The following is a 24,297-nucleotide window of genomic DNA, read 5'->3' on the forward strand; positions in this document are numbered from 1 at the left end:
CCTAGATTTAGTTAGGAAATAATCATGTCACATTTGAAGGTTATTGGTATGTGCGGTTAATTGAGCGCTTACGTATATATGGCAGTACAACCGCTTCTAGCGGTAAATGAGCACATCAAAAGCAACGATAAGAGTGAGAATGTTGTATAGAAAACTAAGGCCAAAAAGCCTTCGGTGAGCAAAGTATTATCTTGACTCACCGGGAGCGTCCATATATGGCCATGTATTTATGATAGGATTATGTCAAAAGGTGATCGGCGTTCAAGCTATAAACCTTGGAGATAATTAAAAATGTTTTATGTCCGGAATTTTATTGTTGGTGGTTATGCATATTATAGAAAAAAAGGATTTGGCCATTCTGGCTCTGTTTCTATGGTATTACTTTCATCATTAGGTTTTGTTTTTCTAATCTTGCATGGATTTTTAAACACTAATGGTTTTAGTTTTTTTTCAAGCTTTAAATGGTATGGGTATTTTTCTATTTTTATAATATGTGTTTTATGGCTATATATTAACTCTCTGCTTTGTAGAAGCTTAAAAGTGTATGAACTTGATTTTAAAACCAGTATAGACTCAAAAAAAATTAGGCTGTACAACTATGTGACATACTTTTTGATTACGATATTCATTTTTGTTCGAGTTTTTATTTAATAATTCGAGATACTTCAGAAAATGGGTGGCATAGTTTCATTTAGTTTCATTTCAGCATAGTTTTATTTCTTTCAGAAAGGCTTTCGAGAACAATGGTAATTAAGTTTAAAAGTAAAAAATAAAGAATGTTAAGCAGGAAATTAAAGCCTTAGATTGAAACTTGATTAGCAATAGACATTGTCACCTAAGAGTAGTGCTTTTTAGAATCCAGCCTATTTTTCACATTGCTGTTAATCACAGAGCTAAAAACTGCAGGCTATGTTGTTACTCTCAATGTTAGCCCGCAATTTTTAAACCATATATATACCCAAGACACATCAAAATACACAATCCTGCATTTCGGGATCGTTTGGTTATTATTAACAGTAAACCATACCGCCATCTATCAGTGGTGCTTGACCTGTCATGTAATCAGAGTCTGGACCGGCTAAATATGACACAAAGTTGGCGACATCCACAGGTGTTTGCGCACGACCAAGTGCAATGCCTTTGACGTATTTATTATACGTTTCACCTATTGGAGCCCCAGTAATTTCAGAAAAACGTTTATCAATCTCGACCCACATATCGGTTCCAACCACACCAGGGCAATAAGCATTTACTGTAATACCTGCGCTAGCATATTCCTGTGCTGCAGCCTGAGTTAACGCACGCACTGCAAATTTAGTCGCCGAATATGCGCCCAGTAAAGCAAACCCATTATGGCCAGCAATGGAAGAGGCACTTATAATTTTGCCTTTTTGCTTGCGTTCGATGAATTTCTTTGCAGCGGCTTGAATGCCCCAAAGAGTTCCGTCTACGTTGATCTTTTGGATTTTATCCATTTCTTCTTGAGTAATATCTGCTATGGCTTGAACTTGCGCAATACCTGCGTTATTCACCATAATATCGAATCCACCTAAGGTTTTCTCTGCATGGTCTATAGCGGCATAAACTTGTTTCCGGTCGCTTATATCAGCTTTAAAAGTCGTTGATTTTCGACCTAAGGCTTTGACCTCAAGAGATACCGCGAGCATTTTTTCTTCGTTTAGATCAACGATGGCAACATCTGCTCCATCTTTTGCTAAACGAAGTGCAATGGCACGTCCTATGCCCTGACCTGCACCAGTGACGAGCGCGACTTTTCCTTGTAATGACATATCTGACTCCTTTTTGATAATAGGATAAGGAAGACCTTTTTATAGCCTTCCAGATAACGATTGAATGATCAGTTTACAAGGACGTAGAACAATAAAATTAGATATAGATCAATTTGAGACAGCTTAATGGTTAAGAATTAAACATGTTTAATCTCTAAGAATGACCTTTCAATATTAGTGATAAATTTTTAGATATTATGTTAATTATTAGTTGTTTTATTCTATGTAAATATCTAGAGAAAATAGACGTAGACAGCCATAATCGGTTGTTTAGCTATTTAGTGATGTTCAGTTTGGAATTGTTTCATGCAGGGAAGGTCTGCTAACTTATTTCTGCCTAAAGTTGATTATGGATATGGCCTACGGCCACGACCTTATTGGCCGTAGGCCATACACCAAAGACTAACCAACTTGGGGCATAAATAGAAACGGGTTAGCTTGCCCAGACAATGATTTAATCAACAAGGCCAATCAAAGCCGTTAATGACACTTGATTAAGCCGGTTAATTCACTCAAGCAGTTGAATTTAATTATGTAAAGATATTTAATTTACCAGAATTGAATCCTATGCCTAGTTTCTATCATATTTTAATTAAATAAAATTACCTTATTGGACTATGGTTAATTGGTGGTAATACGAATGAAAAACATTTCATTTATTCATATCTAGTAGAAATGCTACTAGAAATAGTTAAGGATGATTCAATATGAACCCTTTTAACGTTCTACCAAAATTTATAGGCGTACTGCTATTTTCATTCACAGCGCTATGTGCTGCCGAAGAAGAGCCAGAAATGTATGTTTATTCAACCTATTTTAAATGCATACCTGAGCAAGAATCCGCTGTAGACGAGCTAGTTCAAAGAGCCTATGCCCCCATATATAATGATGGTGTTAACAATGGCACCATAGCGAGTTGGGGTTGGCTGAAGCATCATACCGGAGGCGAATGGCGTCGAATTTTATACCATTCAGCACCGAGTATAGATTCATTATTTGCTGCACAAGAGACGATGAACAAAAAATTTGAAGCTGTTTTGGGAAAAAATACTGATGCCCTTGGACGTGGTTGTCAATCTCATGAAGATTATATTTGGCAGTATGTGACCGGGAGTCGACCTACTTTGGGGGGCGAAACGCGTGGAAAAGTAAGCTTATCTGTTTACATGGAATGTAGTTTTTCGGGAGAAGAAAAAGCAGATGCTATTGTCAAAGAACATTTTGCTCCAGTATTCAATGCTCAAGTCGGTAAAGGAAAACTCACATCCTGGGGTTGGTTATCTCATGTCGTTGGCGGCAAATACCGTCGATTGCAAACGGCCACCGCAGATAACTATTCTGATTTATTAAAAGCAAAAAAAAATATCCTTGATACCCTTTATGATAAAGACAATAAACACAGTGCCGAATTTAGTGACATTTGCACTAGTCATCAAGATTATCTGTGGGATATAAAAACAGAATTATAATGAGATATCATTATTTATGAAGCCGAGAGTTATGAGGAAAATACCTATGAAACAGATAGTTATTAAGCCACCCATAATTATATAATCATTAACATCATGGCTTTCGTCATTCATTGCGATAGCCTTTTATGGCTATTCAAACGTACAAATTAAACGCTTTTTTGCTTCATTAATCTTGGGTGGCAATCTTGTGTTTTGTTAGTCATCATCTGGACCCATTGCTTCTTTTATTTCATCACTGCCGAACCCTTTACGGGATAAATAGGCATACGCTTTGGACTTTTCTTTATAGTTTGATAAGTCATAGCGCTTTTTCGCCAGCTCATTTTTACAGCTTTGATAAAAATCGACATCCTCTGTTAACGTTAATTGGTACACCGTATCTTCAAAGTCGCTCACATCAATCAGTCGCTGTTTTAGTTCTTGCAAGATGAGGGTTTTGCCTTTGCCTTTGTTAAATAGTTTGATTATTTCAGTGGTTAAGTCAACTTTGTCTGCTTTTATGGCTAATTTACTGCGCAGTGTTTCACGTTCTGGATGTTGTGCTAATGCGTGATCTATTTCGGCCCGAGAAAACCCTTTTGTGGTCATTTGGGTGTAGACTTTTTCTCTGCTGGTGCCATAAAAGTTAACAAATCGCCTTAGTAGCCTAGATGTGGCCATCGCAAAGGCATCGACTTTTTGCTCGTACATCACTTGCTCTATCGCGGTATCAATCACGGTAACGGGTACGCCGCGCAGTTGTAACTTACGTCTTATCGCGCTGGTACCGAGTTCATTTCTAAAGGCTAACTCGCAATAGCGTACCGCAAAGTCATTGTCATTTTTTAAATAACCGTTTTCTATGAGTTTGGCCAGTACGGTTTCAATCCATTGTTGATTTTCTGTTTTACGCTCAAGCTTAGTGCGAATTTCATTAATGGTAAAATCTTGTTGGCCAAGGTGCCAATAGGCGCTATTAAAAACGTTATCGATGGTTTTGGCTTGACGTAGAGGAGGGCGCTGCATAAAAATTGATCTTAAATTAAAAAATAACCAACAACAGTGTAGCAGCTCCCGGTGTTATTGAGTACGCGCTAGACGTATCCTTGTGCTTGAATACTATTTGAAAAAAGCCATATATGGCCTGATTAATGCCATTGAATTGATGGCCTATAGTGGATTTTTAAATATCAAAATGGTTTAAGTATTACTCGGGGGGAAAGCCCAAAGGCTAATAAGCTTTGGAGCATAAATTTGTTAGCGCCAAAGTTAAAAATTCAATAGTTCGCATTATTATAAGTATGGCTTCTTTGTTAAACACTAGGGGGCTCTTATAGTCGATTTGTTATTCGGTGGCCAAATTTACTATGCCACTTTACGTGAGCTTGATGCTCAACAACCCCTCAATATTTATAGTGAATGTATTTGTTTTCATTTATATGCCATTGAGTCAGTACTTCTTGAGCACAGCTACTGCTACTTAAATTATCACCCAAGATTAGTCAGTTTTTTTTAAAATGTATTATTAATGATGAATGCTTGGATTGTATTTTGTTAATTAGCTCGCATTTTTTCTAATGCGTTAACGTCTAGATCACACTCCCGCAACACCCATGTTGAACTTAGCTGTTTTTTATCACTTAATGCTATTAGATTTTTCTTATGTACTATTGAGCTTATCTAAGGTTTTATTATGATAAATACTATTAAAGCTAAATTAATCATATTAGTAGGTACTTTACTAATCCTTGTATCTAGCTTTTTTATCGTCAACATGTTCATGGTTGAACAGGCTGTTCTTAAAAAAGAAAAGCTTAATATCAATGATAAAGTCGAAAGTTTAGTAAAGGATAACCTTATCGGTCAGGTGGATACTCTTAGCCGTTCAGTCAATGATTTCTATCAACAGTCCAAAGTCGAAAATATTAGGCTGGGCCTGAGCGATGAGATTGTCATATTGCGTAATACCATTAATAACCTGTATGAAAATAATCTCACCGATGACCCCGATATGATGATCTATACCTTCATCAATGAATACCAATGGGGAAAGGGCCGTTATCTGTTTGCCTATGATGCAGATACCTTAACGAATGAAGCCGCTGGCAATGGCAGCGTTTCAATGGGAAATAGTCGTGATGCTATCGATGAAAAAGGCAACTATTACGCGAGGAATATTGTTGCCGCCGCCAAGGAAAACAAGATAGGTTTCACCAACTACTTCTTTTCAAACCCATCAACAGGACAGATCGAAGAAAAAATATCAGCTTCTTTCTATTTTGAACCGCTTAATTTAGTGATTGCTACAGGTGAGTACATCAGCACGCTAAAACAGGGGAATGTCACTGCTGCTCTACAAACTATAATGGCAGCAAAATATGGTAAAAATGGTAAATTTTGGGTGCAGGATCTAAACGGTAATATTCTGGCTCACTCGCAAACAGATCTTATTGGTACTCAGACAAACAACACCGCTAAAGTTAACCAAGTCTTAGAGGGAAAATCTGATGCCTTTGTTCTGCTCTCTGAGTTTTCTTCTTTAACGAATGTGAATAAAACCAAAATTTCATACGTCAGAAAGATCCTACCTCAATGGGGCTGGATTATAGGAACGGGAACCTACGAGTCTGATGTGACCTCGATTCAACAGGGCCTTACGGATGGTACTCGTGAGATATTCGACAACAAAATTTTCCAGAGTATTGCAGTGGCAAGCATCATTATCATCGTTGCACTCATTTTCTGTGTCTGGCTTATAAGCAAACTAATCACCGACATGGTGGTGTTAAAAACACGTATAGACACCTTATCCACTGGCGAAGCCGATCTCACCTCCCGATTGGAAATCATTAATCATGATGAGCTTGGAGATATAAGCCATTCAGTTAATAATTTTATTGGTTACCTTCAAACCATGATGCTTGATATATCCCGTTCATCCAAAGACATTACTGAAGGCATCACACAACTTAACCGTCAATCAGAAAGTAACAGCATTGCTCTGAACAACCACAGTTCAGAAACGAGTCTCGCAGCTACCGCAATCACTCAGATGAACAGCTCAGCAGAAGCGGTGGCTAACAGTGCAGCGCAAACTGCATCGAGCACCCAGCAAGCCAACGAAGAAGCTAAAGCCTCTAAAATCAACGTTGTTGATGCATCAAATAGCGTAATAGCCCTTGTAGAAGATATGAATGCGGCGACCAACAAGATTAATACCATGAGCGAGAATACCGACCAAATCGTATCGATTTTAAGCGTAATTAAGGGGATAGCTGATCAAACCAATCTGTTGGCACTCAACGCTGCAATTGAAGCCGCACGTGCAGGAGAACAAGGACGAGGCTTTGCCGTTGTCGCTGATGAAGTGCGCTCACTCGCCTCTCGTACCCAATCGAGTACAGCTCAAATTGACCAGATCTTAATAAGGTTACAAGATGACGCTTCGTCGGCAGTAAAGGTGATGATTGAGACTAAGCAGAGCTGTCAGAAGGTGGCAGATAACACCTTTAGAGTGACCTCTAACCTTGATTCAATGACAAGCTCTATCTTAAACATTAACGATTTAGGCGGTCAAATAGCCACTGCATCTGAGGAGCAAAGTGCAGTAACCAGTGAAATTAGTCGAAATATACACACCATCGAAACTATGGCGCTTGAGTTGTTACAAAATGGTAAGCAAACCGCAGTGAGTACTCAACACCTTTCGACTGCAAATGATCATCTCAATTTGTTAGTCAATAAGTTCAAATTAGCCTAAGAGCTGGTTTGGTGGGTATCGATAGCCCAATGTCTGTCAGTATTTCGATATTTTTTGTCTTGCTTAACATGGCGTTAGATCCGTGAATAATCGCTTCCGTATTTAGTTGCTTAAAACGCTTCAATACTTTCAACGCCACAGCGCTAAAGGGGTTATTCCACTCGCTTGGTTTGACTTGGGCTGGATCTACCGCAGTTGCTTTAATAACTCGATCTATCCCAACGTTAGCCCCCCTATTAGTTATCTGAAAATCACCTTGTTTTCTGGTAACATTCCCCATAGAGTGTCGGCCCAGAATCATAGCGATTCAGCACCATCAGTATTAAAAAATAACAATATAGGTAGCAGGTTTGGTAGATAAAATTGTATCAATAGTCGATTTCTTTCTCGAACACAAATTATTATTAACTGTTTTGATAGTAATGCTTATTTCAGTGATTAAGCGCTTTATCATTTCAAGTATTCGTGGTGATGTGGCTTTTCTTTCTGATGTGCAACGTAAATGGATGTCACGTACTAAAAATGGCACATTCATTTTAATACTGGTTATTTTGTTCATGCTTTGGCAATCCGAAGTCAGCAAGTTTGCTCTGTCAGTTACCGCTATTGCCATTGCTTTAGTGATAGCTTCAAAAGAGATTATTCTTTGCTTTACTGGCTCGATACAACGAGCTAGTTCTCGTTCGTTTGTGATAGGTGATTGGATTGAAGTTGGCAAAATATATGGTGAAGTGATTGAACACAACTTAATGGCCACAGTGATCCAAGAGATCGATCTGGATCAGGGTCAATACCATTACACAGGTAAAACCGCGACGTTGCCAAACAGTATGTTTTTTACCTATGCGGTCAAAAACCTCAACTTTATGAAACGCTACGTTTACCATAACATTACGATTACCGTGGTCGAGTTCGTTAATCTCTATAAGCTTTTTCCTGGGCTAACCCGTCAAATAGAAGATCACTGCGAAGACTTTATTGAAGTGGCCAAGCGCTACAACGGCGTTATAGAAAAACATGCAGGTGTCGATTTACCTGGCAGCGAACCGCATATCCATATCACTAGTGGCATAAATGGTGAGCAGAATGTTCATATAATGATTTTTTGCCCCACTGAACGCGCTATACAGTTAGAGCAGCTTATAAGAGAAGATTTTATGGTTGCTTACCACCAACAATTTGGCTAGTACTATTTAAAAAGGGTTGCCAGTAGACCGCAGCGTGTCCAATTGACCTAAGACCGAAAAATGGCCTGATTTTTTACGCCGTTCACTGCTCATTAATCAAATAGGACGTGCTAGGTTTACTGTTTATGAGTTTGTGTTCTTGGCCGACTACATTAGCCTCAGACATCACAAAGAGGCCAACGACTATTCAGCCTCAAGGTCTCTGGGTGACATGGAACAAGGTATATCCTTGATTGTCGATATAACGAGTGAGCTGTAACCAATGATGACTGGCCAAAATGGAACGGGAACCTGACGTGAACAAGACAGAACTGAAGACATGATGTAATACCATCTCACAAAAGTCCCCCATTTCTGCCGCTTAGGTTAAGCGGATTAAATCCTCAACATTTGAGCGGGGCATCTATTCGAATTCATTCGCTAATTGATATTTTGTAAACTCAGTAAAGCGGGTATTTCTGCTAAAAACACATTCACGGACTCTCTTTCACTCCGGCTGTCATAAATTGCGTAAATATCGGCTTGAATAGACTCTTTTAACGGAATAAAACACACATTGTGCCATTGATGTTGACGATAACTTTGAGGCACAATCGATACCATAGTGCTCGTCGCCACAACAGCCATTAACGTCGTAGGCTCAATAACTTCCTGAGTCACCTTAGGGTAAAAGCCGCTGGCTAAAAGTCGCTCAATAATCATATCGGTGGATGCAGAGTTAGTACGCTTCATAAACACAAACTCTTGATTAATAAGCTCATCCATACTGAGACTTTGTTTCATTTTCAATGCATGCTCATCCGACACCAAAACACACATGGGTTCTGCGTATAAAAGCCTTTCACTCAGTGGATAAATGTTACGGGTATCAGCGAATCGGGCTAATCCTATATCGATACGATGCTCGCTTAACGCTTGTTTCTGCATCTCTGGCGATAGCTCAATAAAATTAAAGGTATATTGCGGATAACGCTTTTTGAACTCTCTTAGAACTGTGCCGAAACCGGTCCAAAAGACCGAGCTCATTAACCCTATGTTGATTGTGTTATCTAACTCCCGCCCCGCCTTAGCCACCTTGTTTACCGAATCACGAAACATATCGAATAATAGTGCACACTCCTGTTTTAATATCAAACCCACTTCAGTGAGCTGAACATGGCGGGTCGTTCGCTCAAATAAGGTCACATCAAGCACCGACTCTAACGCTTTAATTTGAGCACTTAAGGGCGATGTTGAAATATTAAGTTGTTCTGCAGCTTGCCCAAAATGCATACATTGAGACACTGCATAAAAATAACGAAGCATTTTCAATGTTATACGACCATTTAGTACATTTTCATTAATATCCATTATCTGGTCCTCAATATTTGGCAATCATATTGTACTTAAAATCAGGATAATAGTGTTGAATTTAGTGATTAATTGAGAATAAAGCTTGGGGTAAATTAACCTTAAGATAATTAATCAGTAAGGAATAAACCATGAAGATCGATCCTGTAGACAATGCGCTAGCTACCATTTCAGATCGTAAACCACATTTTAGTCCCAAGGCTGCATTCATCTTAGGTTCCGGCTTGGGAAGCCTTGCCGACGAACTGGAAGACAAAGTTTGTATTGCCTATGAAGATCTTGATGGCTTCCCTGTCAGCACTGTCGAAGGTCACTCTGGCGAGTTAGTGCTGGGGCGAATGAATGGTATTGACGTTGTTTGCATGAAAGGCCGCGGCCATTACTACGAACACCAAAGCATGAAAGTCATGACCAATCCGGTGCGTACTTTTAAACGTTTAGGCTGCGAACTGCTCATTGTGACCAATGCTGCAGGGTCTTTACGCCCCGAGACTATTGACGTCGGATCCCTGGTTATCTTCAACGATCACATCAATACCATGCCAGGCACACCTATGACTGGTCGTAATGATGACACCTATGGCCCACGCTTTTTTAGCTTAGCGAATGCTTATGATAAATCCTTACGTATGCAAGCATTGGCGGTGGCAAAAAAAGAGGGTATTAATGCCACAGAAGGAGTTTTTGTCTCTTACAGTGGACCGAATTTCGAAACGGCTGCCGAAATCCGCATGATGCAGATAATAGGCGGAGACGTAGTCGGAATGTCTGTAGTACCTGAGGTTATATCAGCTGCTCACTGTAATCTCCCGGTACTGGCTATCTGTGCTATCACTAATATGGCAGAAGGCCTAGGAGATGTAGCCCTATCCCATGAACAAACACTGAAGTGTGCAAAGTTAGCGCAGAATGACTTTATCAATCTCATCAAAGCATTTATGGCAGAACATTTTTGATGTTATACCAAGAGGTCTAAAAAACATCTACTTAGTGCATTTTGACAAACTAATTCAACACGAATGAATAAAAGAATGGCGCTCCCTTCTGAAGTCATTCAACGCAGAAGTAGGCAGCCAAACATACTCCTCAAAGATGAGTGTTAGCAATGTTAACCCGCTTAAGCGAGGAGTAACGCTGTTTTCACTCGTTGCGAACAACATGGATAATGAAATTCCCCCATCCTCTTTTAATCGGCCTAACTATCGGCCTAACAATGGGCCACAGCGTGACTGTGACTGCCATATTAAATAATGCCATAAAGACGTTAAGTCCTGTACGACAGTTAATGTGATTACCGATCTTAATTGCAATGCCAACAAATCTTACTCACTTATGATTAGCGCAGTTGTTAACCTCGACCACAATAGCCGCTGATTGATGGGTGGGTGATAATTAGTTGTGCTGCCAGTGCTTTTCTATAAACTTTTGAACTAAACCACATAATCCCTCTCTACTGAAAAAAGTTACTGAAAAAAGTTACTGAAAAATGATCCGATACTAATACTTAAGTTGTACGAAAATAGATCACAACAACATAGGATATAGAATATATTATCTTAAGATCAGAGTAATGGGGGTCAGTATGTAGTTGTTGCTGAACTCATGCTGCGGAATAACTATTTATTTATAAACAAGGGTATAGGGGCCCTATGCCTTAATGGCCAATGCCTTAACATGAAATAGACTAATATCTATCAGATAGGAATGCACTCTGATAGACATTAATGGGGTGATATCATTTTATAATACCTAGCCAGATGAGCCTTTTCAGCTCATTTCTGGACATCAAGGTGTTAATGCTTAGTTTAAAAGCGATCGAGTCTTTATTATCTCTTCTTGTGGACAACACAAAAATTGCCACGTCTTGTGCGACATTTTGAGCATCTTTCACAATCAACAGGTGCTCTGTTGCCTTCTTTCCAGCGCTTAATTAAATGAGGTTCAGCAAGCAAAGGTCTTGAGATCGCAAAACATTGAATATTGGTTGTATTTGCAATCTCTTCTATCGCACTAATATCACTTAATCCACCAACGGTAATAATGGGTACATTAACTTCTGCGCTAATAACTTGCCCATATTCATGAAAATAGCCTTGTTGTTGAATGTTATATCCATCAAAAGATTCGCCAATCATGGTGCTTGCTTTGCCATGTATATTCCCTGAGATGATAATGGCATCAACCCCTATGGCGGCTAACTTTTTACAAATAATACGTGTTTCATCAAAGGTTAACCCACCATCAAAAAACTCCGATGCGGTCAATTTAACTAATATTGGATACTCATTACCCACAAGCTTTCTAATCTCAGCATAGATCTCTACTAATAATCTGATCCGATTGTCTAGGCTGCCACCATATTCATCTTGTCTTTGATTGTAATATGGGCTCAAGAACTGATTGATTAAATAGCTATGTGCAGCGTGTATTTCTACACCATCAAACCCTGATTGTTGGGCTCTTCTGCTTGCTTGAGCAAATGCCTTAATGATGTAATCTATTTCATCTTTAGTCATCGCTTTGCCTAATGTTTGTGTGCCTCTTTCACACACTTCACTCGGCGCATAGATCACCCTTTCACCTACATTGTGAGTGGTTTTTGTGCCACCGTAAGCAAGCTGCATCACTATTTTAGCATCATTGCGGTGGACTAACTCGGTGAGCTTTTTGTATTCATCGATAAAGGAATCATTGTACATTCCCATCATGCCGGCATTTGGCTTCTCTTCTTCTACAATATTGGCATAACCCGTTACAATTAGGCCGACTTCGCCTTTGGCAAGTTCTTCGTAGATAGCGTATAGCTTATCCGTCATATGGCCATCTTCTGTTGCCATATTTTCCCACGTAGCGCTTCTAATAAAGCGGTTTTTCAATCTCATTTTGCCAATACGAGTTTCTGTAAACAAAGTACTCAAGTCCAATCCTCTTAAAAATCGTTTTTAGTATTATTCATCAGCTTTATAAAGAACAAGATAAGAACAGCCATGCTTATTACATGGCTGTTCTTATCTTGAGTGTGTTTGGTATGTGCGATGAGCGATGGTAAATACTACCGATAATGTATATGAAAATCTTTAATCTGGATTAAGTTATTGTCATATACATCATGTAAAAAACGCTTCCAAAAGTCTGATTTATGTCATCCGAAAGAGTTCAGGAAGACTTATATCGCCAAAGCGTCTTAGGCTCAAGGTGACCACAAGGAATTTCAGGTCGTGTTGGTATCGGAGAAACGTGATTGTCGTGCGAAGCAGCATCTAGAGTGGTTAGGGCTGGAGCTTAGAGACCCCAGCAACCCGATTAGCTTTTCTCTACAACAACGGCAGTTCCATAAACTAAAAGTTCTGACATGCCAACTGCAATAGCGCTTGTCGTAAATCTTACGTTGACAACAGCATTAGCACCTTTGCTTTTTGCTTGTGTCATCATTCGTCTCAATGCTTCCTCTCTGGCCTCGATCAGCATTTCAGTATAACCAGCCACTTCACCACCAATGATGGTTTTGAGTCTCGCCATAATATCTCTACCGATATGTTTTGACTGAACCATGCTTCCGGTGACAAGGTTGATTGATTCAACAATTTTATAGCCAGAAATTTCGGGGGTGTTTGAGATGATCATCATATTTCCTTATACCTGATAAATAAAGCTAACACCGGGTTCTTCAATTAGGTGCCGTTGTTGGCTCGTTAATGCCTAGCGCAAAAAGGGTGAGATCTGTATCCAATCTGTAGCAAGCACTTGTCAGGTTTGGGATGCGTTTCTTTGTTTTACTAACCAGTATGATATGCCCAATGCAATTGTTACCAAAGCAAGACCTATGATGTGTTCTGAAGAAACAAGTTTAAGATCTAACACGATAACTTTCCGCGCTACAGCCATAAGAGCGGTGGCAATCACTAATTCTACTGGGATAATATTTGACCCAAGGTATAAACGAATATTAATAAAGATTTCAACGGCTATGAGCACAAGCATAAAAGCGCCAAAAGTCTCAAGAATATCTTCAGCATCGAGGAGAAAATACGGGGGTACTATCACTTTGCTATAGATAACATAGACAACGTCTGCAACGCTCCAAAAAATGACTAATACCATCAACACGGCAAGTATTCTTATCGCAAATCGGATCGTGCGATGCAGTACTTTTAATAATTGATCAGAATGATCTTGTGGTAACTCTTCATGTTTCATAAATTTTCCCAAGATAGATATTATCAGTAAACGATAAGAGAGCTAAAAAACCTAACGTTTAGCACCGCGACAAATGATAGCGTCAGTTGCTGCTTTTGGTTAGGTGATTATTTTGTGAATTCCGTACCCAGTCATTTCCCTGTAGATAAGCCGATTGAACAAGAGCAACCTGCGACATTATTGACTACTATTACTCAGCACATTATTGGTAGAACGGGTAAAATTTGTATATGCACTGGTGTTTGGTACTGAAGGATTTTTAGCAACCCACAACACTTGTCCATGACGATTAATGCATATTAACTGTTGAGCTGGCATATTGTTCGGGAACACTATGTAATCAAAAATGTCGACAATATTATTTTCAGCTTCCGATACCAATAAAACTGCGTAAGGCAATTCAAACACTTCAATAACAACCGTTTTTGTGTTGTTAACGATTTCAATTACTTATAGCATCTAAGGCTTATTGCACGGCTTGCCTGATAATATCCGACATGTAAGTTATTGATTTATATCATCCTATCTTAGCTTCAATTACCTGCAATCAGTTCACCTTGATGTCGTAGTCGTTTAGGCATACATTTTTTGTGTACGTCCAACTAAGCTTTTGAACTACATAAGACAGCCATTAAACGTTAATAGATTGTAAATATCAAGAGTGATATCCGTAAGGTATTAATATCTAAAGTCATATCACATGTATAAAAAAGGCTTAGGTCAAATTACTTGTCCTAAGCCTTTGGTTATCGGTTATTGATGTTGGCGGTAGCGATAAAAGCTTACATGGCGATGGTGACTTTATTGAGCCACGCTAGCGCGTCGCCTTGCATCAGTGGTGCTAAGGTATTACGTACTTTTTGCTGATATTGATTAAACCAATTCACTTCAAATTCAGTTAATAACGACTTATCGACTAAACGTGCATCCATTGGAATATGGGTTAATACGTCAAACTCGTACATTTCACGCTCTGCACCGGCTAGGGCTTGGCAATGCTGCACGGTGACGAGGTTTTCGATGCGAATACCAAAACCATCGGCGCGGTAATAACCTGGTTCATTCGACAATACCATTCTCGGCAGTAAAGCCACGGCGTTGACGTTTTTACCAATGCGCTGTGGGCCTTCATGAACACTTAAAAAGTGACCGACACCATGGCCTGTACCATGGTCATAATCAAAACCGTGTTGCCATAAATGCTGGCGTGCAAAGGCATCAAGCTGCTGACCCGACGTGCCTTTAGGGAAGCGGGCCGTATCTAAGGCAATATGGCCTTTTAATACTAATGTGACCATTTTTCTCTGCTCATCTGTCACCTTGCCAATGGCGATGGTGCGGGTGACATCGGTAGTACCGTCAAGGTACTGGGCGCCAGAATCGACCAAGTAAATGCTGTCCATGGTCATGGTGCTTGGGGTGCCATTATTGTGGTTGTAATGGCACATGGCGGCATTGGCGCCAGTGGCTGAAATAGTGTCAAAGCTTGGCTCACGGTACAGCGGGTCTTGCAATCTAAAGCTTTCTAACTTGTCAGCCAGTTGTGCTTCATCATGCATAATGTGTTGTGCAACTTGATTGTCTAACCAAGCTAAAAAGCAGCTTACGGCTGCGCCATCACGAATATGACTCGCCCGCATACCGGCTAATTCGGCAGCATTTTTTTGTGCTTTAGGTAATGCAACAGGATCAAGTCCTGCAATCAGCTTAGCACCGACTTTTTGTGCCAGTAACTGCGAGTATGCGTTGGCAGAATGTGGGTCGGCTAATAGCTTCACCCCATTCATTTGGGCTAATACCCTTGCCAGTTCCGCTTCATCTTTAAAACTAACACCTGCACCTACGTGATCTTCAATGTTTTGCGGTACTTTGGCTAAATCGGTAAAAAAGGTCATGTCGCCATTGGCTGATAATAACCCGCAGCCAAGGATCACTGGGAAGCGGGGCACGTCGTTACCACGGATATTGAGTAACCAACAACATGAATCTAATGCCGCGATAAGGGCGACATCTGCGCCTTGTTTTTTCACCAGCTGGCCAATTTGTTGGCGCTTCTCGATGCTATTGCGTCCAGCGCCTTGATGACTAAATAAAGTCATGATGGATGCTGATAACGCCGGGCGATCTAACCAACTCACATCAATCGGATTGTCATCAACTTCAACTAAATTAATGTGGGCTTTATCAAATTGCGCTTTGGTTTGTTGATACCAAGCCAGCGTATGTAAGCGACTGTCGATGCCGACGCTAGCGCCAGCAGGTAAGGTGTCGATTAACCAGTCAATTTTGGGATCGTCATGCAGGCTTAAATACTCAAATAGGTTGCCATCCACTTGTTGGCGTACTTGCACAGTGTAACGTCCGTCGGTAAATATTGCCGCGCGGTCTTTTAGCACTATGGCCATGCCTGCAGAACCGGTAAAGCCAGTGGCCCACTGTAAGCGCTCATTACGTGCAGGCACGTATTCTCCTAAATACTCGTCGGCGCGGGGAATAATAAAGGCATCGATTTGATTAACTTCAAGCTGCTGACGAATGGCGCTAAGGCGCTTAGCAATGATATTGGTCATGGTTTCTCCGTTGGAGGCGGCTGATGAACTCAGCTCTGTAGAATGAATAACGATTATCGCAAGTGTGGCAGTAAACTGGCAAGTGAAGTCGCCGACATTATGTTTAGCTAGCAGACTAAAATTGTAACCTTATATTGTATAAGATGGTAACAAAACGATGCAGACGGTATCGTTGGCTATGTTGATTATCTGGCATATTTAAATAAGGTAAGACGATACGTTATAAGCAATCTACTGTTAATCTGGTAACAAAAACGATAACAAAAACGATAACAAAAACGAAAACAATAACCAAAGGAAATCCTATGACAATGGGTGTCGGCGGCGCAAGCCCACAACAAGCATTAGCCACATTAGCCAATATGACCGATGGCATGGCGGCGATAAGTGATGATGAGTTTACCCAACGTATTCAATATGCTCAGCGATTAATGACACAGCATGGCTTGGATGCTATTTATGTTAATGCGGGCACTAATTTGTACTATTTTACCGGTACATCGTGGTTTGCGAGTGAGCGTATGGTGGGAGCGATTATTCCAGCCGTTGGTGAGGTGCAGTATATTGCCCCCGCTTTTGAACTCGATACCTTACAGGGGTACATGATCATTAAAGGTCGAGTAAATACTTGGCATGAAGATGAAAGCCCATTCCAGCTATTTGCCGATGTGTTAGTTAACATGGGCATTAACCAAGCAAAAATCGGTATTGATGAGTCAACCGCCTTTTTTATTAGCGATGGCATGGCTCAAGCTGCGCCTCAGCAACGGTTTGTGAGTGCAACAAGTGTGACGGCGGGTTGTCGGATGATTAAGTCGGTTGCTGAAATTGCCTTAATGCAGCGGGCTAAGGACATGACCCTTGAAGTGCATAAAGCGACGGCCAGTATATTACGTGAGGGCATCACCACCGCTGAAGTTGAAGACTTTATTAATCAAGCTCATTATGCTGTGGGTGCCGTAAAAGGCTCGTATTTTTGCATCGTATTATTCGGTGAAGATACCGCTTATCCCCATGGGGTTAAATCGCCTAAGGCGCTAGCATTAAATGACACTGTATTAATTGATACGGGTTGCCAGTTACAGGGTTATAACTCTGATATTACTCGCACTTATGTGTTTGGTGAAGCCAATGATCGCCAACGTCAATTATGGCAACTTGAGCAAGATGCGCAAATTGCGGCATTTGATGCGGCGCAAATTGGCACATCTTGTAGCGATGTGGACGCAGCCGCTCGTACAGTGCTAGAAGCGGCTGGCTTTGGTCCAGATTATAAGCTGCCGGGTTTACCTCATCGTACCGGCCATGGCATAGGTTTAGACATTCATGAATGGCCATACTTGGTTCGCAATGATATTACGCCGTTAGCCGTTGGCATGTGTTTTAGCAACGAGCCAATGATATGTGTGCCAGGCGAGTTTGGTATCCGTCATGAAGATCATTTCTACATGACAGCCCAAGGGCCAAAATGGTTTACAGCGCCCGCAAAATCGATTGACGATCCGTTTTACCTAGCATGATAGTCAAATGGTGATGGGGTAAAGACTCATTTGCCAATAACCAAGAGCCAATAGCAAAAAGCCTCCACAAGGAGGCTTTTTCATTTTCAGATTAAACTGATATTCATTGCTGATTAGTTAATCTCAAATAACTCGACATCGAAAATGAGCACTGCGCCACCTTCAATTTTTCCAGTGGAGCGATTACCGTAAGCCAATTGGCTTGGAATATAAAAACGGAATTTGTCGCCAATACTCATTAATTGTACGCCTTCAGTCCAACCTTTAATCACTTGATTTAAACCAAAGCTGATGGTTTCGCCGCGATCGACAGAGCTGTCAAATACAGTGCCATCGATTAGCGTACCGTGATAATGCACGGTCACTTTACTTTTTGCGCTTGGATGATCAGTGTTTTCGCTTTTAACGAGCACTTCATATTGTAAGCCAGATAAGGTTTGCGTGACGCCTTCGCGTTGGGCATTTTCAGCTAAAAAAATCTTACCTTTCTCAATATTCTCTTTGGCGGCTTTTTGATTGTTCGATTGAGTGAAAAAATAAAAAATAACGCCCGCAATGACCACAATGGCCAAAATCATACGCATAGTTGCTCTCGAATGGTTAGTAATTGGGCGACTAGTTTAGCGTAAAAAGTGATGGGCTAATACTTATCACCTCGTTTAAAGAGATAATTGAACCAATAAGTTAATTAACGATACCCATCAAATAGCGGCTGCCATTGCTGGTAACACAATAAACTAACCCCGACTGAGTTGAGTACTATGCAACACCACAATAGCCGTTTAAAAGATGATTTTTGGGTTTTATGGCGTAAGTGATACTGGCCAAGTAGTGCTGCCGGCCAGCCTCCAATCAAAGCAAAAAATTGTAAGGTGCTTTCTTTTATGCGCCACTGGCCCTGCTTAGCGGCCGATTTGTCACGGTAATACAAACCAAATGTGATCACATTAATTAATCCATAAATACCTGCCAACCAGGGTTGGACGGCGCCAAAAATGGCGCCGATTAACAGCAACATCAACCAAGCAAATTTATTCATTCTAATATCAGTCCAGGGGGATTAATTCAGTCTAGGTAGCTTATTTCAAATTCAACCAAAGGGGCATTATCTTGCTCCGATTCAAATATGGCTTCAATAGTGTAATTATCCCCATCGATATTGACCGAATCATAGTTGTCTTCTGCATCGGGATAATGCGCCATAAATTCACTTTTAGTTTGCGGTAAATTTAGCGCTACTGCTGCTTGGGCAAATGTGCCTTGGGTATATTTTTCTGTCGTTAGGGCTGATGTGAGTTTGACTCGAGTGATCACTTCATTGGCTTGTTTGACCAAGATAAAACTCGATAACATAAACCACTGTTTATCTTGGGTTAGGTTAAAGCTGTTTTGCTGATTGTTATTGATATAACGCGCTGCAGAGCGGTCTGCTAAGGTGGCATTTTTACCGCTTACCACATTGGAAAAACCTTGAGTATCGATAGGGCTGAACTGAAGTTGAGCAATCGGTTGAGTGAAATGATTACTATGGAGAGTAAATTGAGTCAATTCAGTGTTAACGGGTTTTGTTGCATTGGGTTTGTAGTCAGCAAAATCCATTATTAAGGTGTTGTTTTGATGCTTAATGGCGTATTGATGCGAATTGATTTTTACCGCTTTGTGATCGCTCTGGGTTAACACATCGGCTAATTCATCTCTTATATTAATCTTGCCGAACAAGGTCCAAGGATTATCGTCGAAATTATCATTGAAACTGATCCAATTTTTACCATATGCGCTCAGTAGCGCGGTCGTTGAACTGGCAAATTCCACTTTATCATTAATCAAAATAAACCACAGATTACGGCCATATAACCAAGCTGACTGATTTTTTTCAAGCGACAGCTGTACACTTGCCGGACCAAGAGTGCTAAACAGTACTTGGCTTGATGCGCTCATGGGAATACCGTAAATATGTGTGAATGACACATCGGCTTGGGGCTTTTTAACCGCTTTTGCCAGAGAGGCTAACGATTCTTCTGCTGTTTCGCTAACTTGCCAGTTGAAGGTCGTCACCGTCAGCTTTTTACCTAAGTGATTATAGGGCGTTGGTGTGGCAGATAATGATCGATCATCAGTACAAAACGTGACTAAGTCGGCTTGGTATTCAATTACCCTTTTGTAGTCACTGGTGTGACTGCTTTTAGTGATAGTGGTTTTATTCAACGCCATCAACATGATGGCGTCAGCATGTTGTTGTTTTGCTGCTCGCTGCAATTTGAACATACTGGTGTCGAACATACTCAGTTCTATTTGTTGATCGGTTTGGCTTTGAAAATCCTCAGTCAGATAAACGTCTCTTACTGCAAGCTGATTGATAATGGTTGGGCTGCAATTAGGCTTAAAATCTAAAATAGGCGGTAATGTCTCTGCGGCAATGGCACTCATACTGATGAGATTAATCAATATGGCACAGTATTTTAGTTGCATGTATTCTTCCTTGAGTGGTTATGATCCTAAGCTGAGATTGATTAACTTGTGCGGGAGACTAAGACGCGCCAAAGTTTTTCTAACGGACCTTGATTGAATTTGCGTAAATAGACATCGGCTAATAGCAACTGTAACACACTGTAAATAATGGCAATGGAGAGATAACCTATCCTGTCTAGTGAGTACAACCAGTCTGGTGCAATATAACGTAATAATAAAATACCAACAATAGACTGGAGAATGTACAAACTAAATGCCATTCGGCCGGCATTTTGCAGAAGTGTTAGTCTGTGGGGGGCATTTTGACAAAATTTAACAATAATATGGATATAAATTAATGCCGTCGCAATAGCGCTGAACCATAATAATAGGTCTGACATCGCTTCCCACCTCGGATTGCCGCTGAGACTGAATAGCGAATCTAATGATGACAATATGATGGCCCAAAATACGCATTGCCACAGGGTTTTTTTCTCTAATCCATTGGTAAAAATGTTGCGTTTATATAATGCCATCCCCAATAACATTAGACCTGCGATATACCACATTAGGGTTAACGGAATAACCGCTAACATGTAAGCCAACATGGTTAAATGCAGAGTGAGTTGTTGCTTGTAGCTGCCTGTCCAAGCTGACAGTTGCTCGATGAAAAATGCTGAGTCGCGTATATAAACGTGCTCGTCAGGCATAAGTGAAATGAGCGCAATGGGGATCAATGATAACAAGATAAACCCTCTGGCTTTGCGCAGTAGCTCATCAGCATTGAGATTGATGTAGCGAAAAGCCAATAACCCACTCACGCCATAAGACAATAATATATCTCCTGGGAAGATAACAATAGCGTGGATTACCCCAAAGACGATTAACCAATATAAGCGGGATTTTATCTGATTATTTTGGGATGGTGCCGCGACGGCAGATACCGGTCTCGCTTGCTGGCGTTGATATTGGATTAATAATCCCACCCCAAAAAGCATGGCGAATAGGCTAAAGAAGCGTCCTTCTAAAAAAAAGTTGCTGAAAATGAGTATGGCTATATCTGTTGTAGGTTGAATTTCATGAGGAGCATAGCCCAAAAAGCTATTGCCCATAAAATAGATATTAAGGAAGAAAATACCTAATACGCCAACACCTCTGATTGCATCAAGATTGGCTAAACGTATTGATTGAATGGGAGAACCATGCTTATTCATGTTAGTTGTACTTAATCTCTGAATTCCTCTTACTATTAGCTGTTTATAAGCCCTCTTTATTAAATAAAGATGCGCGACTAGAGATTAACAGCCAAACCTTGTAATGCCGCTAGAAAATATTGTTAAGTAGGGCAAAGCATCATAAAAAAACCAAACGACCCGCTTTAATGCCGATCCCTTGGTTTTTTTACAATAGAGATATTTATTGGGTGGTTTGCACTTCAAGGAACGGGATTGTACCTGTCGGCAACATGGTGGTCGGCAATTTTCCATCCCAGCGTTCAGCTTTAGTCAATTCAACTAAATTTTGATTTTGCGCTAGCGCTTCTGCACGAATTTTAATGGCTGATGCTTCTGCGTTACCTTTAATTCGGATACTTTCTGCTTCGGCAATGGCACGGGCCAGTTGCGAGTCTGCTTCAGCTTGCGCTTGAGTCACGGCAATTTGGGCACTCACGCGCTCTTTTTTAAGATTTTGTAATTGGGTTTGCACTTCTACTTCTGCGCGCATTCTGTCTTCTACCGATTTTTCGTAAGCATTGCTAAAGTCGATATTTTCAATTTGCACTGAGTTAATGGTCGCCGGGCCTTTAATCGATTGAGTAATGGCTTCGGTGACATCAATACCAAACTTGATCCGTTCTTGAACCGCAGAAATAGCGGTATATTTACCAAAAATATTCTCAATTTGAGTCGGCACTTGGCGGTCAAGTAAGCGCGATACCATTAAGTCTATGCTTTTAAATTTTGCATACACTTCTTCAACACGATCTGGCGGTATGCTGAATGTCACTGAGGCGCGTAAAGTTGCGGGTTGTTGATCGCGGCTATAAGCCTGTAAACCTTGGTAATTTGCTGTGTGAGTTTGAGTTGAAATTTTAACCACGGTATCCATAAGCGGAATTTTAAACCCAAGCCCTGGTTCTGCAGTATCGATAATTTTACCGTTACGTAGCACGACGCCACGTTCGCCCTGATCAACGGTATACCAGCTGCCATATAAGCTGATAAGCATTATTAGCAAAATAGCGATCGGAATAATTTTTCCTAGATGATTTTTGTTGGCTTGCGCCAGATCATTCTTTAACATTATGCTTCCCTAGCAAAAGTGAATAAGGTGATTAATTTACTTCGTTATTTTTTGAGGTTTCTCTGAAATCCATAGCTTAATATGCCCTTGGACTACCACAACACCATTAGTATCATAGGCCTTTACGTCAACTAACATATCACCCACTTGCCATTGTTCTGATTTTACCTGTGCAACACATAAAATGTCGCTACCCGCTTTTGCGGTGTAATCAACGCTCATGCCCTTTGGGATCCAACGTAAATGAGCCGGGATCGATGCTTCTGCCATCGTGCCCATGGCCATTTCTAAGCCATTACAAATGGCTATTACATGCACGGTACCAATATGATTTTGGACTTTTTTGCGTTTTTTTATTAAACATTCGCAGCGGTTAACGCGTAAATCGCTTATGTAAGGGTGTACTGTGCCAAAATAGGGCGCCATCCGAGACACCATTTTAGAGAAAATATGCTTACCCAATGGATAAGCAGTGACTTTGTGGTATAGCGACATGACTTTATTGGGTTTTGTGTGGGTCATAAATAAACTTTACTCGTTATTTTATCGGATGAGGTTAACATTGTTGTAACCTGTGGAAAAGCCCCGATCAATATTTTCCATCGCTCATTACACAGGGCACAGGTATAATTTACCGGTGTAGACACATTGAAGGATGAATTTTGAAAACTGACTCACTGTTATTGAATTATTTCAAAGGTATGGCCATGGGCGCTGCAGATGTTGTGCCGGGCGTATCGGGTGGCACTATCGCATTTATTAGCGGTATTTTAGATCCATTATTGGATGGCATTCGCAAGATTAACTTGTCTTTAGTAGGGATTATCAAACACAAAGGGATTAAAGCTGCTTTTTTACATATTAATGGTCCTTTTTTGCTGTGCGTGTTCGGCGGGATTTTAACCAGTATTTTTACCTTAGCTAAGCTAATTTCTTGGTTGTTGGTGACACATCCTATACCTGTGTGGTCGTTCTTTTTGGGCTTGATTCTGTTTTCCGTGGTTCACATGCTTAAACAAGTGAATAAATTCAGTGCTATTCGGGTTGCCATGTTTATTGTCGGCGTCGCCTTTGCGTGGGCCATTACCGTGTTGCACCCCATTGAATTGCAAGTGAGTTACCTTAACTTCTTTTTCTGTGGTGCGATTGCTATCTGCGCCATGATATTACCCGGTATTTCAGGCAGTTTTATTTTACTGCTTTTAGGGATGTACCCCGCGGTGTTAGCGGCGGCTAAAGGATTTGATATTGTGTATTTGGCCTGTTTTGCTATTGGGGCTGTGGTTGGATTATTAAGTTTTAGTCACGTGTTATCGGCATTGTTACGTAAATTCCATGATGCAACATTATTGTTTTTAACCGGATTAATGCTGGGGACATTAGGTAAGATTTGGCCTTGGAAACAAGTAATTAGCTGGCGCGAGAATTCTAAAGGCGAGTTAGTGCCATTGGTAGAGCAAAATCTATCCCCATTTCAATTTGAGCAAATCACCGGTGAGTCATCGCAACTGTTTGTGGCGATTGTGTGTGTGTTTGTGGGCATTGGTCTGGTATGGGGGGTAGAGCGTCTAGGGGCGAAAGCTCAGGCTTAATATGCACGATATGTCAATCGATCCCTATAAAGCAGAACTCGCGTTCTGCTTTATTTTTATGGCAAATATGCAGACTATGATTGCAAATACAGCCAATATGCTTGAATAATACAATAATGAACTTAATT

Annotated in this window: 20 protein-coding genes; 7 read left to right on the forward strand and 13 right to left on the reverse strand. The window is 40.6% G+C overall.

What is annotated here, in order from left to right; all coding sequences use genetic code 11:
• Positions 1–1,010 precede the first annotated feature (1,010 nt).
• Positions 1,011–1,790 (reverse strand): acetoin reductase, encoded by a 780-nt coding sequence (locus AAEZ02_RS13160; protein ID WP_124012321.1) that lies wholly within the window; start codon positions 1,788–1,790, stop codon positions 1,011–1,013.
• 707 nt (positions 1,791–2,497) lie between these two features.
• Between AAEZ02_RS13160 and AAEZ02_RS13165 the strand changes: the two genes are divergently transcribed.
• Positions 2,498–3,259 carry a hypothetical protein gene (locus tag AAEZ02_RS13165; protein WP_124012319.1) on the forward strand — a complete coding sequence of 254 codons (762 nt, stop codon included), beginning with the start codon at positions 2,498–2,500 and terminating at the stop codon, positions 3,257–3,259.
• Between the two features lie 198 nt (positions 3,260–3,457).
• On the opposite strand, the gene AAEZ02_RS13170 is transcribed toward AAEZ02_RS13165, so the two are convergent.
• Positions 3,458–4,267, reverse strand: a complete 810-nt coding sequence (locus AAEZ02_RS13170) for a RecX family transcriptional regulator (protein ID WP_124012318.1) — start codon at positions 4,265–4,267, stop codon at positions 3,458–3,460.
• 667 nt (positions 4,268–4,934) lie between these two features.
• On the opposite strand from AAEZ02_RS13170, the gene AAEZ02_RS13175 reads away from it, so the two are divergent.
• A complete protein-coding gene (locus AAEZ02_RS13175) occupies positions 4,935–7,001 on the forward strand; it encodes a methyl-accepting chemotaxis protein (protein ID WP_351078259.1) in 2,067 nt (688 codons plus the stop codon).
• Between the two features lie 350 nt (positions 7,002–7,351).
• The gene (locus AAEZ02_RS13180; RefSeq protein WP_335688757.1) at positions 7,352–8,188 is read left to right on the forward strand and encodes a mechanosensitive ion channel family protein; all 837 of its coding nucleotides are present in this window, start codon (positions 7,352–7,354) and stop codon (positions 8,186–8,188) included.
• 420 nt (positions 8,189–8,608) lie between these two features.
• Here AAEZ02_RS13180 and AAEZ02_RS13185 read toward each other — a convergent pair whose 3' ends face one another.
• Positions 8,609–9,538 (reverse strand): LysR family transcriptional regulator, encoded by a 930-nt coding sequence (locus AAEZ02_RS13185; protein ID WP_351078255.1) that lies wholly within the window; start codon positions 9,536–9,538, stop codon positions 8,609–8,611.
• Positions 9,539–9,669: 131 nt separating this feature from the next.
• Here AAEZ02_RS13185 and xapA point away from each other — a divergent pair, with 131 nt between their 5' ends.
• Positions 9,670–10,494, forward strand: a complete 825-nt coding sequence (xapA, locus tag AAEZ02_RS13190; RefSeq protein ID WP_101034425.1) for a xanthosine phosphorylase — start codon at positions 9,670–9,672, stop codon at positions 10,492–10,494.
• A gap of 870 nt (positions 10,495–11,364) precedes the next feature.
• On the opposite strand, the gene AAEZ02_RS13195 is transcribed toward xapA, so the two are convergent.
• The 3 genes from AAEZ02_RS13195 to AAEZ02_RS13205 form a co-directional block, all read right to left on the reverse strand.
• Positions 11,365–12,456 carry an NADH:flavin oxidoreductase gene (locus tag AAEZ02_RS13195; protein ID WP_124012316.1) on the reverse strand — a complete coding sequence of 364 codons (1,092 nt, stop codon included), beginning with the start codon at positions 12,454–12,456 and terminating at the stop codon, positions 11,365–11,367.
• Positions 12,457–12,841: 385 nt separating this feature from the next.
• Positions 12,842–13,162: a YbjQ family protein gene (locus tag AAEZ02_RS13200; RefSeq protein WP_124012671.1), complete on the reverse strand. Its 321-nt coding sequence runs from the start codon at positions 13,160–13,162 to the stop codon at positions 12,842–12,844.
• Between the two features lie 123 nt (positions 13,163–13,285).
• Positions 13,286–13,735 (reverse strand): phosphate-starvation-inducible PsiE family protein, encoded by a 450-nt coding sequence (locus AAEZ02_RS13205; protein WP_101034429.1) that lies wholly within the window; start codon positions 13,733–13,735, stop codon positions 13,286–13,288.
• A 114-nt stretch (positions 13,736–13,849) separates the two neighbouring features.
• On the opposite strand from AAEZ02_RS13205, the gene AAEZ02_RS13210 reads away from it, so the two are divergent.
• A complete protein-coding gene (locus tag AAEZ02_RS13210) occupies positions 13,850–13,987 on the forward strand; it encodes a hypothetical protein (protein WP_164839445.1) in 138 nt (45 codons plus the stop codon).
• A 530-nt stretch (positions 13,988–14,517) separates the two neighbouring features.
• Here the strand turns inward: AAEZ02_RS13210 and AAEZ02_RS13215 are convergent.
• Positions 14,518–16,305, reverse strand: coding sequence for an aminopeptidase P family protein (locus AAEZ02_RS13215; protein ID WP_351123536.1), 1,788 nt, complete (start codon positions 16,303–16,305; stop codon positions 14,518–14,520).
• A gap of 305 nt (positions 16,306–16,610) precedes the next feature.
• Between AAEZ02_RS13215 and AAEZ02_RS13220 the strand changes: the two genes are divergently transcribed.
• Entirely contained in the window at positions 16,611–17,825 is a 1,215-nt protein-coding gene (locus AAEZ02_RS13220) for a M24 family metallopeptidase (protein WP_351123539.1), read from the forward strand.
• A gap of 113 nt (positions 17,826–17,938) precedes the next feature.
• Here AAEZ02_RS13220 and bamJ read toward each other — a convergent pair whose 3' ends face one another.
• The 6 genes from bamJ to AAEZ02_RS13250 all read right to left on the reverse strand — a co-directional run bounded on the left by bamJ (position 17,939) and on the right by AAEZ02_RS13250 (position 23,099).
• Complete coding sequence (bamJ, locus tag AAEZ02_RS13225) at positions 17,939–18,409, reverse strand: BamJ family beta-barrel-assembly machinery protein (RefSeq protein ID WP_101034433.1); 471 nt, start codon at positions 18,407–18,409, stop codon at positions 17,939–17,941.
• A 104-nt stretch (positions 18,410–18,513) separates the two neighbouring features.
• Positions 18,514–18,864: a DUF1294 domain-containing protein gene (locus AAEZ02_RS13230; RefSeq protein ID WP_101034434.1), complete on the reverse strand. Its 351-nt coding sequence runs from the start codon at positions 18,862–18,864 to the stop codon at positions 18,514–18,516.
• A 26-nt stretch (positions 18,865–18,890) separates the two neighbouring features.
• Positions 18,891–20,294 carry a hypothetical protein gene (locus AAEZ02_RS13235; RefSeq protein WP_124012313.1) on the reverse strand — a complete coding sequence of 468 codons (1,404 nt, stop codon included), beginning with the start codon at positions 20,292–20,294 and terminating at the stop codon, positions 18,891–18,893.
• Positions 20,295–20,335: 41 nt separating this feature from the next.
• A complete protein-coding gene (locus AAEZ02_RS13240) occupies positions 20,336–21,487 on the reverse strand; it encodes a DUF418 domain-containing protein (RefSeq protein WP_124012312.1) in 1,152 nt (383 codons plus the stop codon).
• Positions 21,488–21,689: 202 nt separating this feature from the next.
• Entirely contained in the window at positions 21,690–22,577 is an 888-nt protein-coding gene (locus AAEZ02_RS13245) for a prohibitin family protein (RefSeq protein WP_124012311.1), read from the reverse strand.
• Positions 22,578–22,613: 36 nt separating this feature from the next.
• Positions 22,614–23,099: a hotdog fold domain-containing protein gene (locus tag AAEZ02_RS13250; protein WP_101034438.1), complete on the reverse strand. Its 486-nt coding sequence runs from the start codon at positions 23,097–23,099 to the stop codon at positions 22,614–22,616.
• A 140-nt stretch (positions 23,100–23,239) separates the two neighbouring features.
• Between AAEZ02_RS13250 and AAEZ02_RS13255 the strand changes: the two genes are divergently transcribed.
• Complete coding sequence (locus AAEZ02_RS13255) at positions 23,240–24,169, forward strand: polyprenyl-phosphate transporter (protein WP_459178786.1); 930 nt, start codon at positions 23,240–23,242, stop codon at positions 24,167–24,169.
• Positions 24,170–24,297: the final 128 nt, after the last annotated feature.

Source organism: Shewanella sp. T24-MNA-CIBAN-0130, assembly GCF_040310185.1.
Classification (GTDB): Bacteria; Pseudomonadota; Gammaproteobacteria; order Enterobacterales; family Shewanellaceae; genus Shewanella; species Shewanella psychromarinicola.

What these genes read in the sequence shown, in the direction of transcription:
- AAEZ02_RS13185 (WP_351078255.1), bottom strand. Translation starts at nt 9,538, where the DNA reads ATGGATATTAATGAAAATGTACTAAATGGTCGTATAACATTGAAAATG.
- xapA (WP_101034425.1), top strand. Translation starts at nt 9,670, where the DNA reads ATGAAGATCGATCCTGTAGACAATGCGCTAGCTACCATTTCAGATCGT.
- AAEZ02_RS13170 (WP_124012318.1), bottom strand. Translation starts at nt 4,267, where the DNA reads ATGCAGCGCCCTCCTCTACGTCAAGCCAAAACCATCGATAACGTTTTT.
- AAEZ02_RS13165 (WP_124012319.1), top strand. Translation starts at nt 2,498, where the DNA reads ATGAACCCTTTTAACGTTCTACCAAAATTTATAGGCGTACTGCTATTT.
- AAEZ02_RS13220 (WP_351123539.1), top strand. Translation starts at nt 16,611, where the DNA reads ATGACAATGGGTGTCGGCGGCGCAAGCCCACAACAAGCATTAGCCACA.
- AAEZ02_RS13240 (WP_124012312.1), bottom strand. Translation starts at nt 21,487, where the DNA reads ATGAATAAGCATGGTTCTCCCATTCAATCAATACGTTTAGCCAATCTT.
- AAEZ02_RS13200 (WP_124012671.1), bottom strand. Translation starts at nt 13,162, where the DNA reads ATGATCATCTCAAACACCCCCGAAATTTCTGGCTATAAAATTGTTGAA.
- AAEZ02_RS13215 (WP_351123536.1), bottom strand. Translation starts at nt 16,305, where the DNA reads ATGACCAATATCATTGCTAAGCGCCTTAGCGCCATTCGTCAGCAGCTT.
- AAEZ02_RS13245 (WP_124012311.1), bottom strand. Translation starts at nt 22,577, where the DNA reads ATGTTAAAGAATGATCTGGCGCAAGCCAACAAAAATCATCTAGGAAAA.
- AAEZ02_RS13160 (WP_124012321.1), bottom strand. Translation starts at nt 1,790, where the DNA reads ATGTCATTACAAGGAAAAGTCGCGCTCGTCACTGGTGCAGGTCAGGGC.
- AAEZ02_RS13205 (WP_101034429.1), bottom strand. Translation starts at nt 13,735, where the DNA reads ATGAAACATGAAGAGTTACCACAAGATCATTCTGATCAATTATTAAAA.
- AAEZ02_RS13230 (WP_101034434.1), bottom strand. Translation starts at nt 18,864, where the DNA reads ATGAATAAATTTGCTTGGTTGATGTTGCTGTTAATCGGCGCCATTTTT.
- AAEZ02_RS13235 (WP_124012313.1), bottom strand. Translation starts at nt 20,294, where the DNA reads ATGCAACTAAAATACTGTGCCATATTGATTAATCTCATCAGTATGAGT.
- AAEZ02_RS13175 (WP_351078259.1), top strand. Translation starts at nt 4,935, where the DNA reads ATGATAAATACTATTAAAGCTAAATTAATCATATTAGTAGGTACTTTA.
- AAEZ02_RS13250 (WP_101034438.1), bottom strand. Translation starts at nt 23,099, where the DNA reads ATGACCCACACAAAACCCAATAAAGTCATGTCGCTATACCACAAAGTC.
- bamJ (WP_101034433.1), bottom strand. Translation starts at nt 18,409, where the DNA reads ATGCGTATGATTTTGGCCATTGTGGTCATTGCGGGCGTTATTTTTTAT.